This is a genomic window from Nonomuraea sp. NPDC051191, assembly GCF_044455665.1.
Taxonomy (GTDB): domain Bacteria; phylum Actinomycetota; class Actinomycetes; order Streptosporangiales; family Streptosporangiaceae; genus Nonomuraea.
The window spans coordinates 145,951-158,097 of the sequence record NZ_JBITEZ010000009.1; the positions used below are offsets into that span (position 1 = coordinate 145,951).

General features: G+C 72.0%; 8 protein-coding genes. 7 read left to right on the forward strand and 1 reads right to left on the reverse strand.

Features of this window, described 5'->3' with window-relative positions:
• Positions 1-21: 21 nt before the first annotated feature.
• On the reverse strand, positions 22-1,242 hold the full coding sequence (locus ACIA8R_RS26180) for an ROK family protein (RefSeq protein WP_397040894.1): 1,221 nt from the start codon (positions 1,240-1,242) through the stop codon (positions 22-24).
• Positions 1,243-1,397: 155 nt separating this feature from the next.
• Between ACIA8R_RS26180 and ACIA8R_RS26185 the strand changes: the two genes are divergently transcribed.
• From ACIA8R_RS26185 to ACIA8R_RS26215, 7 genes are read left to right on the forward strand one after another with little or no spacing between them, the layout of a single operon-like run.
• Complete coding sequence (locus tag ACIA8R_RS26185) at positions 1,398-2,696, forward strand: ABC transporter substrate-binding protein (protein ID WP_397040896.1); 1,299 nt, start codon at positions 1,398-1,400, stop codon at positions 2,694-2,696.
• A complete protein-coding gene (locus ACIA8R_RS26190; protein WP_397040897.1) occupies positions 2,696-3,655 on the forward strand; it encodes a carbohydrate ABC transporter permease in 960 nt (319 codons plus the stop codon). Before ACIA8R_RS26185 ends, ACIA8R_RS26190 begins: the two co-directional genes overlap by 1 nt.
• Positions 3,652-4,536, forward strand: a complete 885-nt coding sequence (locus tag ACIA8R_RS26195; RefSeq protein WP_357700491.1) for a carbohydrate ABC transporter permease — start codon at positions 3,652-3,654, stop codon at positions 4,534-4,536. The genes ACIA8R_RS26190 and ACIA8R_RS26195 overlap by 4 nt, the downstream gene beginning before the upstream one ends.
• Before the next feature lie 32 nt (positions 4,537-4,568).
• Positions 4,569-5,555 carry a Gfo/Idh/MocA family oxidoreductase gene (locus ACIA8R_RS26200; protein ID WP_364100880.1) on the forward strand — a complete coding sequence of 329 codons (987 nt, stop codon included), beginning with the start codon at positions 4,569-4,571 and terminating at the stop codon, positions 5,553-5,555.
• On the forward strand, positions 5,552-6,580 hold the full coding sequence (locus ACIA8R_RS26205; RefSeq protein WP_397040899.1) for a Gfo/Idh/MocA family protein: 1,029 nt from the start codon (positions 5,552-5,554) through the stop codon (positions 6,578-6,580). Before ACIA8R_RS26200 ends, ACIA8R_RS26205 begins: the two co-directional genes overlap by 4 nt.
• Positions 6,577-10,284, forward strand: a complete 3,708-nt coding sequence (locus ACIA8R_RS26210; protein ID WP_397040901.1) for a carbohydrate-binding protein — start codon at positions 6,577-6,579, stop codon at positions 10,282-10,284. Before ACIA8R_RS26205 ends, ACIA8R_RS26210 begins: the two co-directional genes overlap by 4 nt.
• On the forward strand, positions 10,281-12,137 hold the full coding sequence (locus ACIA8R_RS26215) for a DUF5107 domain-containing protein (RefSeq protein WP_397040902.1): 1,857 nt from the start codon (positions 10,281-10,283) through the stop codon (positions 12,135-12,137). The genes ACIA8R_RS26210 and ACIA8R_RS26215 overlap by 4 nt, the downstream gene beginning before the upstream one ends.
• The last annotated feature ends 10 nt before the right edge of the window (positions 12,138-12,147 follow it).

The following is a 12,147-nucleotide window of genomic DNA, read 5'->3' on the forward strand; positions in this document are numbered from 1 at the left end:
GTCCTGAAGGGCGAGACGGCGTCACGCCCCGGCACCGCCCGGCGCCGTGGTCCACCGCCACGGCGGGACGTCGGTGCTGGACAGCGTCTGCCCGCCGGAGGCCACCGCGTAGAGCTGCTCCAGGACGGTGTTGGCGGCCAGCCCGGCCGCGCCGGTGATCGACCCGCGTTCCTTCAGTGTCGAGGGCACGATCGGCGGCGCCGGCCGTACCGTGCACAGGGCCTCGACGTGCCGGCGGAGCGGCTCCAGGAAGGTGTCGCCGGCACGCGCGTTGCCGCCGCCGACCACGACGATCTCGGGGTCGATCGCGAGCACGAGCGCGGCGATGCCGATCGCGATCTCCCCGCTGAACCGGTCGACCGCCTGGACGGCCGGAGCCTCGCCGTCGGCCGCGGCGGCGAACACCTCCTCGCGGTTGAGCCGCCGTCCGTCGGCGAGCCGCACGTCGTGCAGGAACTCCTGGGCGTGCTCCCAGCCGAGGTGCGGCAGCGCGCCGATCTCGCCGGCCGCGCCGTTCGCGCCGCGGACGACCATGCCGTTCAGGACGAGCCCCGCCCCCGTGCGGTTGCCCGAGTGCACGTAGATCGTCGAGGTCGCGTCGGTGGCGCTGCCCTTCCACGCCTCGGCGAACGCGGCCAGGTTCGAGTCGTTCTCCACCGCGATCGGGCACTCGAAGTGCGGTTCCAGCGCCGCGCGCACGCTGAAGCCGGCCCAGCCCGCCGCCCCCTTGGTGATGACGTCCTGGTAGACCACGGCGGGCACGGCCGCGCCGATCGCCCAGACCTCGGCCCGCCCGCGCCCCTGCTCGGCGAGCAGGCGGTCGACGACCCGCACGGCGGCGGCGACGAGATCGCCGGGGGCCTGCGAGACGGACGAGGCGACCGCCCCCGCGGCCAGCACCTCGCCGTTCAGGTCGGCGATCTCGGCCCTGGTGGTGTGCTGGCCGAGGTCGATGCCGACCACGACCGCCGCCTCGGCCCGGAAGCGGTAGCGGCTGGCCGGCCGACCGGCGCCGGTCGGGGCCAGCGGCTCGACCGGGACGGCCCAGCCGAGCGTGACGAGGTTGGCGACGACGGAGTCCGCGGCGGTCTTCGAGAGCCCCGTGGCCTGGGCGACCATGGGGATGGTGAGCGGCTCCCGCCGGATCGCCTCGATCACGGCCAGGGAGTTCAGGCGCCGTAGCCGCGACTGGTCTCCGGCGCGGCGCAGCGGGCTCTGCTCACGTCCGAACAGCACACTCATCCACAACCCTCTCGATTCCTGCGGCGTCGGGTGACGCACGGAGCACGGGTCAGCCTCTTCCATTAATACAGAAACTGTCTTTATTATTGCGCAGCGCAGTCCCGCCTCGCGTCGCACGGCACCCCGTAGACGCCTGCCCCCAGAAGGGAACAGCAATGCGCAACAGCATCCGCGTCACGGCCGTCGTCAGCGCGCTCCTCGTCCTGAGCGCGTGCGGCACGAAGCTCCAAGGCGGCGAGCCCTCCGGCGCCTCGCCGGACTCGAACGCGAAACCCCTGGTCTACTGGGGAAAGTGGGCCAAGGGCACCCCGCAGGCCACGCTCTTCGAGAGCATCATCGCCGACTACGCCAAGGAGACCGGGCGCAAGGTCGACGTGCAGTGGCTCGGCAAGGCCCAGGAAGAGCAGATCAAGAACGCGATCGCGACCGGGGAGGGCCCCGACCTCTTCGACACGGCGATCGACCACACCGCCGAGTTCCGCGCCGCCGGCGCGCTCGGCGACATGGCGGACGTCTTCAAGACCAAGATCCCCGGCGAGAACGCCGCGATCGAGCAGGTCCTGCCGAAGAGCGTGCTGAAGGCGATCAGCGACGACAAGGGCTACGGGTTCGTGCCCCACAGCGTCTTCTCCGTGGGCCTCTGGTACGACGCCGCCCGCTACCCCGACTTCGCCACCACCCCGCCCAAGACCTTCGGGGACTTCCTCGCCGTCGCGGGCAAGGAGAAGGCCGCGGGCCGCCGGCCGATCGCGCTCGACGGCACGGTCAACTCCTACAACGCGTTCTGGCTCTACCAGCTGCTGCTCTCGACGGCGGGCCCCGGCGCGCTGCGGCAGCTCGCCGAGGACCCCGGCGCCTGGGACCGTCCCGAGGTGAAGCGGGCCGCGACCGAGCTCGAATCGCTCGTCGAGGCCGGGCTCTTCCAGCCCGACCACATGGCCACGAAGTTCCCCGACGCGCAGAACGCGTGGGCGGCCGGCGACCACACCTTCAACCTGAACGGCACCTGGCTCGGCAGCGAGACGGCCTCGCTCCGCGCCCCGGCGGTCAAGGCGCGCATCATCTCGTTGCCGCCGGTGGACGCCTCGAAGGGCTCGGCGGTCACGATCGGCGCGCTCGGCTGGGGGATGAACCCGAAGTCGAAGAGCCGGCAGGCGGTCGCGGACTTCCTGGCCTTCGCGATGCAGAAGAAGTACATCGACCGCATCGCGACCGACGCCGACAACATCCCGTCGCGCGCCGACTCCCCGGCCCCCGAGGCCCTCACCTCGATCCAGGAGTCGATCCGCACCGCGACGGCGGTCAGCCTCGACTTCGACGGCGTCGCCACCGTGGCGCCCAAGTGGTTCAACGACGTCTTCCTCCCGCTCGACGACAAGCTCGTCGGCGGCTCGATCGACGCCGCCAAGTTCCTGGCCGAGGGCAAGGCGCAGACCGCCGAGCTGGGCGAATAGTGGTCGCGGACACCATGGCGCGGCCCAAGGCACGCCGAGGGCGGGCGGCGGCCGACGGCGGCGCCCTGCACGTCGAGCGCCGCCGGCTGTACCTCCCGTTGCTGCTGCCGGCACTGATCGCCTACCTGCTCTTCTTCGTCGTGCCGTCGGTCTTCGGCGTCGTGCTCAGTTTCGCCGAGTGGTCGGGGCTGGGCACCGAGTTCTCCTGGGTCGGCCTCGCCAATTACGCCGAACTCCTGTCGAGCCGGATGTTCCTGTCGTCGTTCCTGAACACCGTCCTGCTGACGCTGATCGTCGGGGCGGCGCTCTTCCTCGTCGCGGTCGCCGCGATGGTCGCGCTGCGCACCGCTCGCGCCGGCGCCTTCATCCGGTCGGCCGTCTTCCTGCCGTTCATGATCTCACCGATCGCCGTCGGTCTCGCGGTCTCGTTCCTGTTCAACCCGAAGGGCATGGTGAACAGCGTCCTCGGACTGGCCGGCCTGGACGCGCTGCGCCAGCCCTGGCTCGGGCCCGAGCTCATCTTCCGGGTGATCACGGCCGGGGTCGTGTGGAGCGCGGCCGGCTTCTACGTCGTCCTGGTGATGTCCGCGGTGGACGGGATCCCCCCGAGCCTGTACGAGGTGGCCCGCATCGAAGGCGCCGGCCTGATCCAGCAGTTCAGGTACGTCACCCTGCCGCTGACCCGGGACATGATCGCGATCGCCGCGGCCCTCTGGGCGATCGCCGGCATCAAGACGTTCGAGATCGTCATCGCCTTCGTCGGCACGGCGGGCACCCCTCCGCCGGAGGCCAGGACCCTCGCCGTCGAGCAGTACCTGCGGGTCACGGGCGGACGCGTCGGCGGCATGGCGCAGCTCGGCGAGGCGGCCGCCATCGGGGTGGTCATGACGGCCATCACCGTCGGGCTGATCGTGCTGTCCCGCCGCATCCAGCGGCGCGACCGGCTGGAGTGGTCATGACCGGCTCCGCCCGACGCCCGGCCGACGTCTTCGGCGCCTCGCTGATCGTGCTCATCAGGGCCGGTCTCTGGCTGTGGGTGCTCTTCAACGTCGCCATGGTCGTCTGGGTCATGCTGAACTCGGTCAAGACCTCACGGTCGATCTTCGCGAACCCCGTGGGGATGCCCGACACCTGGATGTGGGAGAACTTCGCCACCGCCTGGTCGGACTCGGGGCTCGGGGCCGCCGCGCTCAACTCGGTGGTCCTGGTGACCGTCTCGGTGGCGCTCATCATGGGGCTCAGCATCCCGGCGGCCTACGCGGTGGCGCGGCTGGGCGGCCGGTCGAGCGGGCCGGTCGCGACGTTCTTCGCCGTCGGCATGAGCATCCCGTTCCAGGCGTTCGCCGTGCCCATGGTGCTCATCGGCGTCGGCCTGTCGAGGTTCATGATCGACTGGGTGACGGGGGCGTGGGATCCACGCGTCACCGTCGCGCTCTTCTACGTCGTGCTGAGCCTGCCGTTCAGCGTCTTCGTGCTCATCGGCTACTTCCGGTCGCTGCCCGGCGAGCTGGAGGAGGCCGCGGCCCTGGACGGCGCGACGCCGTTCAGGACCTTCTGGCGGATCATGGTCCCGCTCGCCAGGCCCGGCATCACGACCGTGGCCGTGCTGAACGTGCTGAGCCTGTGGAACGAGACCGTGATCGTGCTGATGCTGGTGCCCAACCAGCGCATGCAGACGCTGAACGTCGCGCTGCTCAACTTCTACTCCAACATGCAATACACCTCGAACTGGGGCGGGCTCTTCGCCGGCGTCGTCATCGTCGTGCTCCCCATGATCGTGATCTACCTCTGGTTCGGCCGCCGCATCGTCAACGGCATGACGCAAGGCATCGGCAAATGACTGACAATCGCGCGGAAACGGATGGTCACCCCATGCACGGAACGGTCGGACTCATCGGCGCGGGCGGCATCGCCAACGCGCATCTGCCGGCCTGGCTCGACCTCGGCTACGACGTCGTGGTCTTCTCCGTCGCCGACGACGCGGAGCGGCTCATCGCCCGGCACGGCGGCGGGCGGTCCGTGGCCGGCCTGGAGGAACTGCTCGGCGCGGCCGACGTCGTCGACATCTGCACGCCGACGCACACCCACCGTGAACTGGCGCTCGCCGCCCTTGAGCACGGCCTCCCGACGGTGTGCGAGAAACCTCTGACCCGCACACTCGGGGAGGCGGAGGACCTCGTCGCGCGGTTCGCCGCGGCCGGGGTGCCGCTCTTCCCCGCCCACGTCGTCCGGTACTTCGCCGAGTACGAGGAGCTGTGGCGCGCGGTGACGCGCGGCGACGTGGGCCGCGTCGGCGTGCAACGCCACACCCGCCAGGGACGCAGCCCGCAGAGCGGCTGGTATCTCGACGAGCACCGCTCGGGCGGCGTGCTCCTCGACCTCATGATCCACGACATCGACGTCGCCCGCTGGATCGGCGGCGACGTCGAGCGGGTGTTCGCCCGGACGAACGTCGTGGACGGCAGCCAGAGCACGCAGGCGTTCCTGACGCATGCCGGGGGCGGAATCTCGGTGCTCACCGCCACCTGGACCACCGCTCCGATCGAGTTCCGGACGCAGTTCGAGGTCGCGGGGTCCGACGGCGTCCTGCACGGCGACTCCGCCGAGCGCCGCGCCTTCCGCTACGAGGGGCGTGCCGAGCCCGGCGCGGACCTCCTTCCCGATTTCTCCCCGCTCACCAGCCCCTATCGCGCCGAACTGGCGGATTTCATGCGGTCCATCGCGACCGGCGCAGCGCCGAGGGTCACCGCCCTCGACGGCCTTGAGGCCATGCGCATCGCCGACGCCGTGGCCCGCTCGGCCGCCGCCGGCCTGCCCGTCGACCTTCAGCCCACCAAGGAAGAGGTTTCTGCCGCATGAGGATCGGAATCCTCTCCTTCGCCCACCTGCACGCGACCGAGTACGCCGCCGCGCTGCGCCGTGCCGGCGACGTCGAGATCGCGGCGTGCGACGCCGGCCACGCCGACCGCCCCTCGGGGGAGCTCGGCGGCCGTGCGCTCGCCGACGAGCTCGGCATCGGCTGGTTCGAGACCGAGGAGGACCTCTGGGCCTGGCGGCCGGACGGCGTGGTGATCTGCGCCGAGAACGTCAGGCACCGCGAGCTCGCGGTCCGCGCCGCCGCCGAGGGCGTGCACGTGCTGTGCGAGAAGCCGCTGGCGACGTCGCTCGCGGACGCGGCCGAGATGCTCGGCGCCGCCCGCGCCGCGGGCACCGTGCTGATGACGGCGTTCCCGGTCAGGTTCGCCCCCGCCTACGCCGAACTGCGCGCGGCGGTACGACACGGCGACCTCGGCCGGATCGTCTCCATCGCGGCCACGAACTGCGGCGGCGTACCCACCACCCGGGACTGGTTCGTCGACCCGGCGCGCAGCGGCGGAGGCGCCCTGACCGACCACGTCGTGCACGTGGCCGACCTGCTCGCCGACCTCCTGGACGAGGACCCCGTCGAGGTGTACGCCATCGCCAACACGATCCCGAACCCGGGGCAGAACGGCGCCGCCGCACCGGTCGAGACCGCCGGGCTCGTCTCCCTGCTCTACCGCGACGGCGCCATCGCGTCGATCGACTGCTCCTGGTCGCGCCCGCCCGGCCGGCCCAACGCCGGCGACCTGGTCACGCTGACCGTCGTCGGCACCGAGGGTGTGGCCGAGATCGCGCCCTTCGCCGGCGTCCTGACCGGCTGGAACAGCCGCGGCGCGGTCGCCGCCGGGTACGGCGCGCCGCTGGACGACCTGCTGATCCGCGCCTTCCTCGACGCGGTGCGCACCGGCGAGGCCCGCCAGCCGGACGCGAGGGCGGGCTACCGCACCGTCGCGCTGGTCGAGGCGGCGTACCGGTCGCTGACCGAGACGGCCCCCGTGCGCCTTGAGATGGAGAACCGATGAGCAGCCGCCTGCTCGGCGCCGCCCTGTCCGTAGTGGTCGCCGCGGCCCTGGCCGTCGTGCCCGGTCACGCCGCCGCCGCGACGGTCGCCGAGACCCCGGCCCCCCGCACGACGGTCACCTTCACCGACACCCACGAGGTGCTGCACGGCAACCCGTACACCGGCACCGCCTTCGACATCAACTCGCCCAAGCCCGCGGGCCAACGCGGCTGGGTCTTCGCCGACGACCCCGCGATCACCGCGTTCATCGACGGCAAGGAGAAGATCCCGGACGAGGCGGACGTCGTACGGCTCCAGATCGCGTGGGCCGACTTCGAGCCCGACGACGACGCCTTCACCTGGGACCGCCTGGACGCGTTCATGAAGCGCATCGTCGAGCAGGGCAAGACCGTGGAGTTCCAGCTCCTCATGTCCGAGGCGCCGGACATCGAGAACGACCCGAGCGTCTTCGCCTACGAGTACCCGCCCGCCTGGCTCTTCGACAAGCTCGGCGCGGGGTTCCGGCTCGCGCCGTACAACACGGTCTACAAGTCGCGGCAGCCGATCTACCACGACCCGATCTACCTCGCCGAGCTCAAGGAGGCGGTCGGCGCCTTCGCGGCCCGCTACGACACGAACCCGGGGATGGCCTGGGTCGACCTGCGCGCCTTCGCGCTGTTCGGCGAGTGGTCCGGCTGGAACGACGCGATGAACTTCCCCTGGCCCGACAACGCCACCCGCTCGAAGACGCTGCGCGCGATCATCGACATCTACGCCGACGCCTTCACCCGGACGATGGTCATGATGCCGAACCCCGGCGCGGACGTCGTCGCGACCGACCCCGACGCCGACACCCAGGCCAAGCGGTACGTCGCGTTCGGCTACGACCAGGCCGCCCGCAACGAGAACTGGGGCCTGCGGTCCGACACGGTGAACAGCGCGTTCCCGTGGATGCAGTACGGCACCGGCAGCGAGAGCGTGTGGATCAACCGCAAGCTCCGCCGTGACCTCATCCAGGTCTCGGAGGGCGCGGGCTGGGACAGCGGGATCATGCTGAACAACCCGCGGCTCGTCGTCAAGAACGCGCTGGAGGCCTACCACTCGAACCTCCAGGGCATCAACAACACCAGCTTCGCGCAATGGCAGGCGATGAAGGACGCGTACGGCGAGTGGTTCACGACGCTCGGGCGCTACTCCGGCTACCGGTTCGTCATGCCGCGGGCGACGTACGACTCGCAGGTCACGGCCGGTGGCCGGTTCACGCTCGCCCACACCTGGACCAACAACGGCGTCGGCTTCAGCCCGCGCAAGTACCCGCTGGAGGTGCGCTTCACCGACCGTGCCACGGGCGAGGTGGTGTGGCGTGACACCGACGACTCGCTCGACCAGACAAAGTGGTTCAAGGGGGACGTGCGCGAACTGCGCTCGGCGTTCACGCTGCCCGCGGGCGTCCCCGCCGGAACCTACGACGTCGGGGTCGCCATGCTCGGCGCCGACGGCAAGCCGCGCATCGAGCTGGCCATGCCGGACGGCGCCGGCAAGGTGTACCCGATCGGCACGATCAAGGTCGTGCCCGAGGTCACGCGTCCGGCGGCGCTCGCCGGGCCGCTCACCCAGTTCAGGATCGAGAACGAGGACTACACCGAGGCCAAGGGCGCGTACGGCGTCGAGGCGCCGCCCGAGGGCGGCTTCGGCTCGGTCTACCTGGACGAGGCCGGTGAGTGGGCCGAGTACGACAACGTCGTGGTGCCCGCGAGCGGGACCTACCGGGCCGAGTTCCGCGTGTCGTCGGAGCAGGGCAACCGCTTCCGGGTCGAGGTGGACGGCCGGGACGCGCTGGGCACGGTCACCGTGCCGGACTCCGGCGGCTACAACGTCTACCGGACCGTCGAACGCGACCTCACCCTTCCCGAGGGCCGCCACACGATCCGGATCATCCGCGAGGACGGCCGCTGGTTCTTCATGAACTGGATGCGGTTCACCCGCGAGCGGCCCGAGTCGATCACGATCCAGGCCGAGAAGCCCACCGCTCAGGAGGGCGTCTGGCTCGCCGCCGAGGACGCGGTCAGCGACGACGGCACCCCCGGCGTCTCGGTCGTCGACACCGGCGACTGGCTGCGGTACGACGACGTCGAGGTGCCCGCGAGCGGCGACTACCTGCTGCAGTTCCAGTACTCCACGGTCAACGCCGACCCGCTGACGTTCCGGGTCGAGGTCGACGGGACCGACGTGTCGGGCGGGCTGAGCCTGCGCGACACGGGCGGCGTCAACCGTGTCCGGACGGAGGACTTCGTCCTCCCGCTGACCGCCGGCACCCACTCGATCAAGGTGGTGTGGACCGAGGCCCACTCCAACATCGTGTGGAACCGGATGCGCTTCGACCTCCAGGGCGCCGCCGAGCAGACGATCGAGGCGGAGCACTACACCATGCAGTGGAACCTGGGCCAGGAATGGGCCTGGAAGGGGGCCGACACCGGCGTCGTCGTCGGCACGTACCAGGGCGCCGACGGCCCCGTGCGCGCGGTCGGCCACGTGGACGAGGGCGACTACCTGCGCTACGAGAACGTCCTCGCGCCGCACACCGGGCTCTACCGGGTCGCGTTCACCGCCGCGTCCGGGAAGGCCACCTCCTTCCGCTTCGAGGTCGACGGCGACCGGTACCCGGTGCACGTGCCGGACACCGGCGGCGACGGCCACTTCACGACCGTCGGCACCTGGGTGAAGCTCACCGCGGGCGCGCACACGTTCCGGATCGTCGCCGAGGGGACGGGCCTGCTGCTCGACGCGTTCACCGTCACCGCGGGCACCGCCGCGACCAAGGCGCTCGTCGCGACCGGCGCCACCGCGCTCAAGGCCGGCCAGACCGCCACGATCACCACCGAGGCCGTGCACGCCGACGGCAGCCGCACCCCGGTCTCCGACGGCGTCACCTACGTCAGCTCGGACCCGTCGGTCGCCACGGTGGACGCGCACGGCGTGGTGAAGGCGGCGTCCTGGGGATCGACCACCATCACGGCGATCTACGACGGCCTCTCGGACGGCTATTCGCTGACCGTCACCGACCCCGCGCTGCTCCTCACCCACGTCAACGACGACGACCCGCGAGTGACGTACTCCGGCGCCTTCGGCGTGGACCGGGGCCGCGGACTCGGCGACTACGGCGACGACGTGCACTACTCCACCGAGAAGGGGGACTACGCCGAGCTCACCTTCACCGGCACCGGCATCAGCTTCCTCACCGAGCGCTACACCGACATGGGGGTCGTCGACCTCTACGTGGACGGCGAGCTGCGGGCCTCGGCGGACTGCTACGGCCCGGTCCGGCAGGGGCAGCAGCGGGTGTTCCGGGCGAGCGGCCTGAAGCTGGGCGAGCACACGATCCGCGTCGTCAACAGGCAGAGCGCCGCCGACACCGGACGGATCGCCATCGTCGACGCCTTCGTCGTCGAGGTGCCGCGCCCGTGGGCCGACGGCGCCGAGCTCACCGTCACGAAGAAGCAGAACTCGGTGCGGCTCGCCTGGCCCAGGTCGCCGATCGCGACCGGCTACGCCGTCTTCGACGGTGACACCGAGGTCGCCCGCGTCCCGGCGAACAAGACCAAGGCGAAGCTCGCCGCGCTCGCGCCGGGCTCGGCGCACACGCTCACGGTACGTCCGGTGCTGCCGGGCGGCGCCGTGCTGACTTTCGGGCTGACCTCTGAACTGACCGCAGAGGTGACGCCATGACCTCCTTGCGCAAGGGACTGCTCCGGATCGAGGGAGCCGCCGACCCGGTCTCCGGGACGCTGCCGATCCTGACCGGCGTGCCCCCCACCACCGGGGACGGCGTGGGCGTCGACGACGAGATGCGCCGGAACCTGGCCTACGGCCGGCCGCGCTCGCTCCTGCCCTACACCCGCCAGTGGGGGTATGGCCGCGAGCGCGCCGAGCGCGAGCTGCCCACGGTGGTCCTGGAGAACGACCTGCTCACCGCCACGTTCCTGCCGGGGTACGGCGGGCGCCTGTGGTCCCTCGTCCACCGGCCCAGCGGCCGGGAGCTGCTGCACCGCAACCCGATCCTCCAGCCCGCCAACCTCGCCCTGCGGGACGCGTGGGTCGCCGGCGGGGTGGAGTGGAACCTGGGCACGACCGGGCACTGGCCGCTGACCTGCGAGCCGCTGCACGCGGTCCGGGCCACCGCCGCCGACGGGACGCCGGTGCTGCGCATGTTCGAGTTCGAGCGGCTGCGGCGGCTGATCGTGCGGATCGACGCCTGGCTGCCCGCCGGGTCGCCGGTGCTCTACGTGCACGTCTCCCTCCACAACCCCGCCGACCAGGTCACGCCGGTCTACTGGTGGTCCAACATCGCCGTCCCGGAGAGCGCGGGGAGCCGGGTGCTCTGCCCGGCCGAGCGCGCCTTCCACTTCGACTACGTGAGCGATCTGCGGCACGTGGACTTCCCGGGCGCGGACGGCGCGGACGGGGCCGACCGCAGCTACCCGGCGCGGGCCGTCCGGGCGGCCGACTACTTCCTGGACCTGCCCGAGGGGGAGCGCCGCTGGATCGCGGCCCTGGACGAGGCCGGGTCGGGGCTCGTCCAGACCTCCACCGGCAGGTTGCGCGGGCGCAAGCTGTTCTGCTGGGGGGCCACGGCCGGCGGCCGGCAGTGGCAGGAGTGGCTGTCCGGCCCCGGCTCGCCGTACCTGGAGATCCAGGCCGGGCTCGCCAGGACCCAGCTGGAGCACCTGCCGATGCCCGGCGGCGCGACCTGGTCCTGGGTGGAGGCGTACGGCCGGCTCGACGTCGACGCGGCGGCCGCGCACGGGAACTGGCGGGAGGCGTGCGCGGCGACGGCCGAGGCGCTGGAACGGCTCGTCCCTCCCGCCCGGCTGGACGAGGCGCTCGGGGAGGCGGCGTCCTTCGGGCCGCCCGAGGAGTGGCTGGCCGAGGGCTCCGGCTGGGGCGGGCTGGAGGGACTCGACGGCTTCCCGCCGCCGGGCCCCGCACAGGAGCCCTGGGGGCACCTACTGGCCACCGGCCGGCTGCCGGTCTGCGACCCGCCCGCGCCCCCGATCATCGGCCGGCGCTGGAGGGAGGCGCTGGAGGGCAGCGCGGACGACTGGCACGCGTACTACCACCTGGCCCTGATGCGCCTGGCCGACGGTGAGGACGACGCGGCCCGTGACGCCTGCGAGCTGTCCGTCGGCGCGCGGAGGACCCCATGGGCGCTGCGTGTCCTGGCCTTCCTCGCCGCGTCGCCGCAGGAGGCGGCCGACCTGCTGCTCGAAGCCCACCGGCTGCGCCCGGACCTGCGGGAACTGGCCGTCGAGACCCTCGACGCCCTGCTCGTGGCCGGGCGGTGCGAGGCGGCGCTCGCCCTGATCGAGGAGCTGCCCTACCGCGACCACGGCCGGATCCGGCTGGCCGAGGCCAGGGCCGCGCACGCGACCGGCGACGACGACCGCCTGCGCCGCCTGCTGGCGGAGGGCATCCGCGTCGACGACCTGCGCGAGGGCGAGGTCTCCCTCGACCGGCTCTGGCTGGCCGTCCACCCCGGCGAGCCCGTCCCACCCCGGTACGACTTCCGCATGTCCGGATGAGCCTCGGCTG

Bases quoted from the DNA above. Each gene is read 5' to 3' on its own strand.
- ACIA8R_RS26180 (WP_397040894.1), bottom strand. From the start codon at position 1,242: ATGAGTGTGCTGTTCGGACGTGAGCAGAGCCCGCTGCGCCGCGCCGGA.
- ACIA8R_RS26185 (WP_397040896.1), top strand. From the start codon at position 1,398: ATGCGCAACAGCATCCGCGTCACGGCCGTCGTCAGCGCGCTCCTCGTC.
- ACIA8R_RS26195 (WP_357700491.1), top strand. From the start codon at position 3,652: ATGACCGGCTCCGCCCGACGCCCGGCCGACGTCTTCGGCGCCTCGCTG.
- ACIA8R_RS26200 (WP_364100880.1), top strand. From the start codon at position 4,569: ATGCACGGAACGGTCGGACTCATCGGCGCGGGCGGCATCGCCAACGCG.
- ACIA8R_RS26205 (WP_397040899.1), top strand. From the start codon at position 5,552: ATGAGGATCGGAATCCTCTCCTTCGCCCACCTGCACGCGACCGAGTAC.
- ACIA8R_RS26210 (WP_397040901.1), top strand. From the start codon at position 6,577: ATGAGCAGCCGCCTGCTCGGCGCCGCCCTGTCCGTAGTGGTCGCCGCG.
- ACIA8R_RS26215 (WP_397040902.1), top strand. From the start codon at position 10,281: ATGACCTCCTTGCGCAAGGGACTGCTCCGGATCGAGGGAGCCGCCGAC.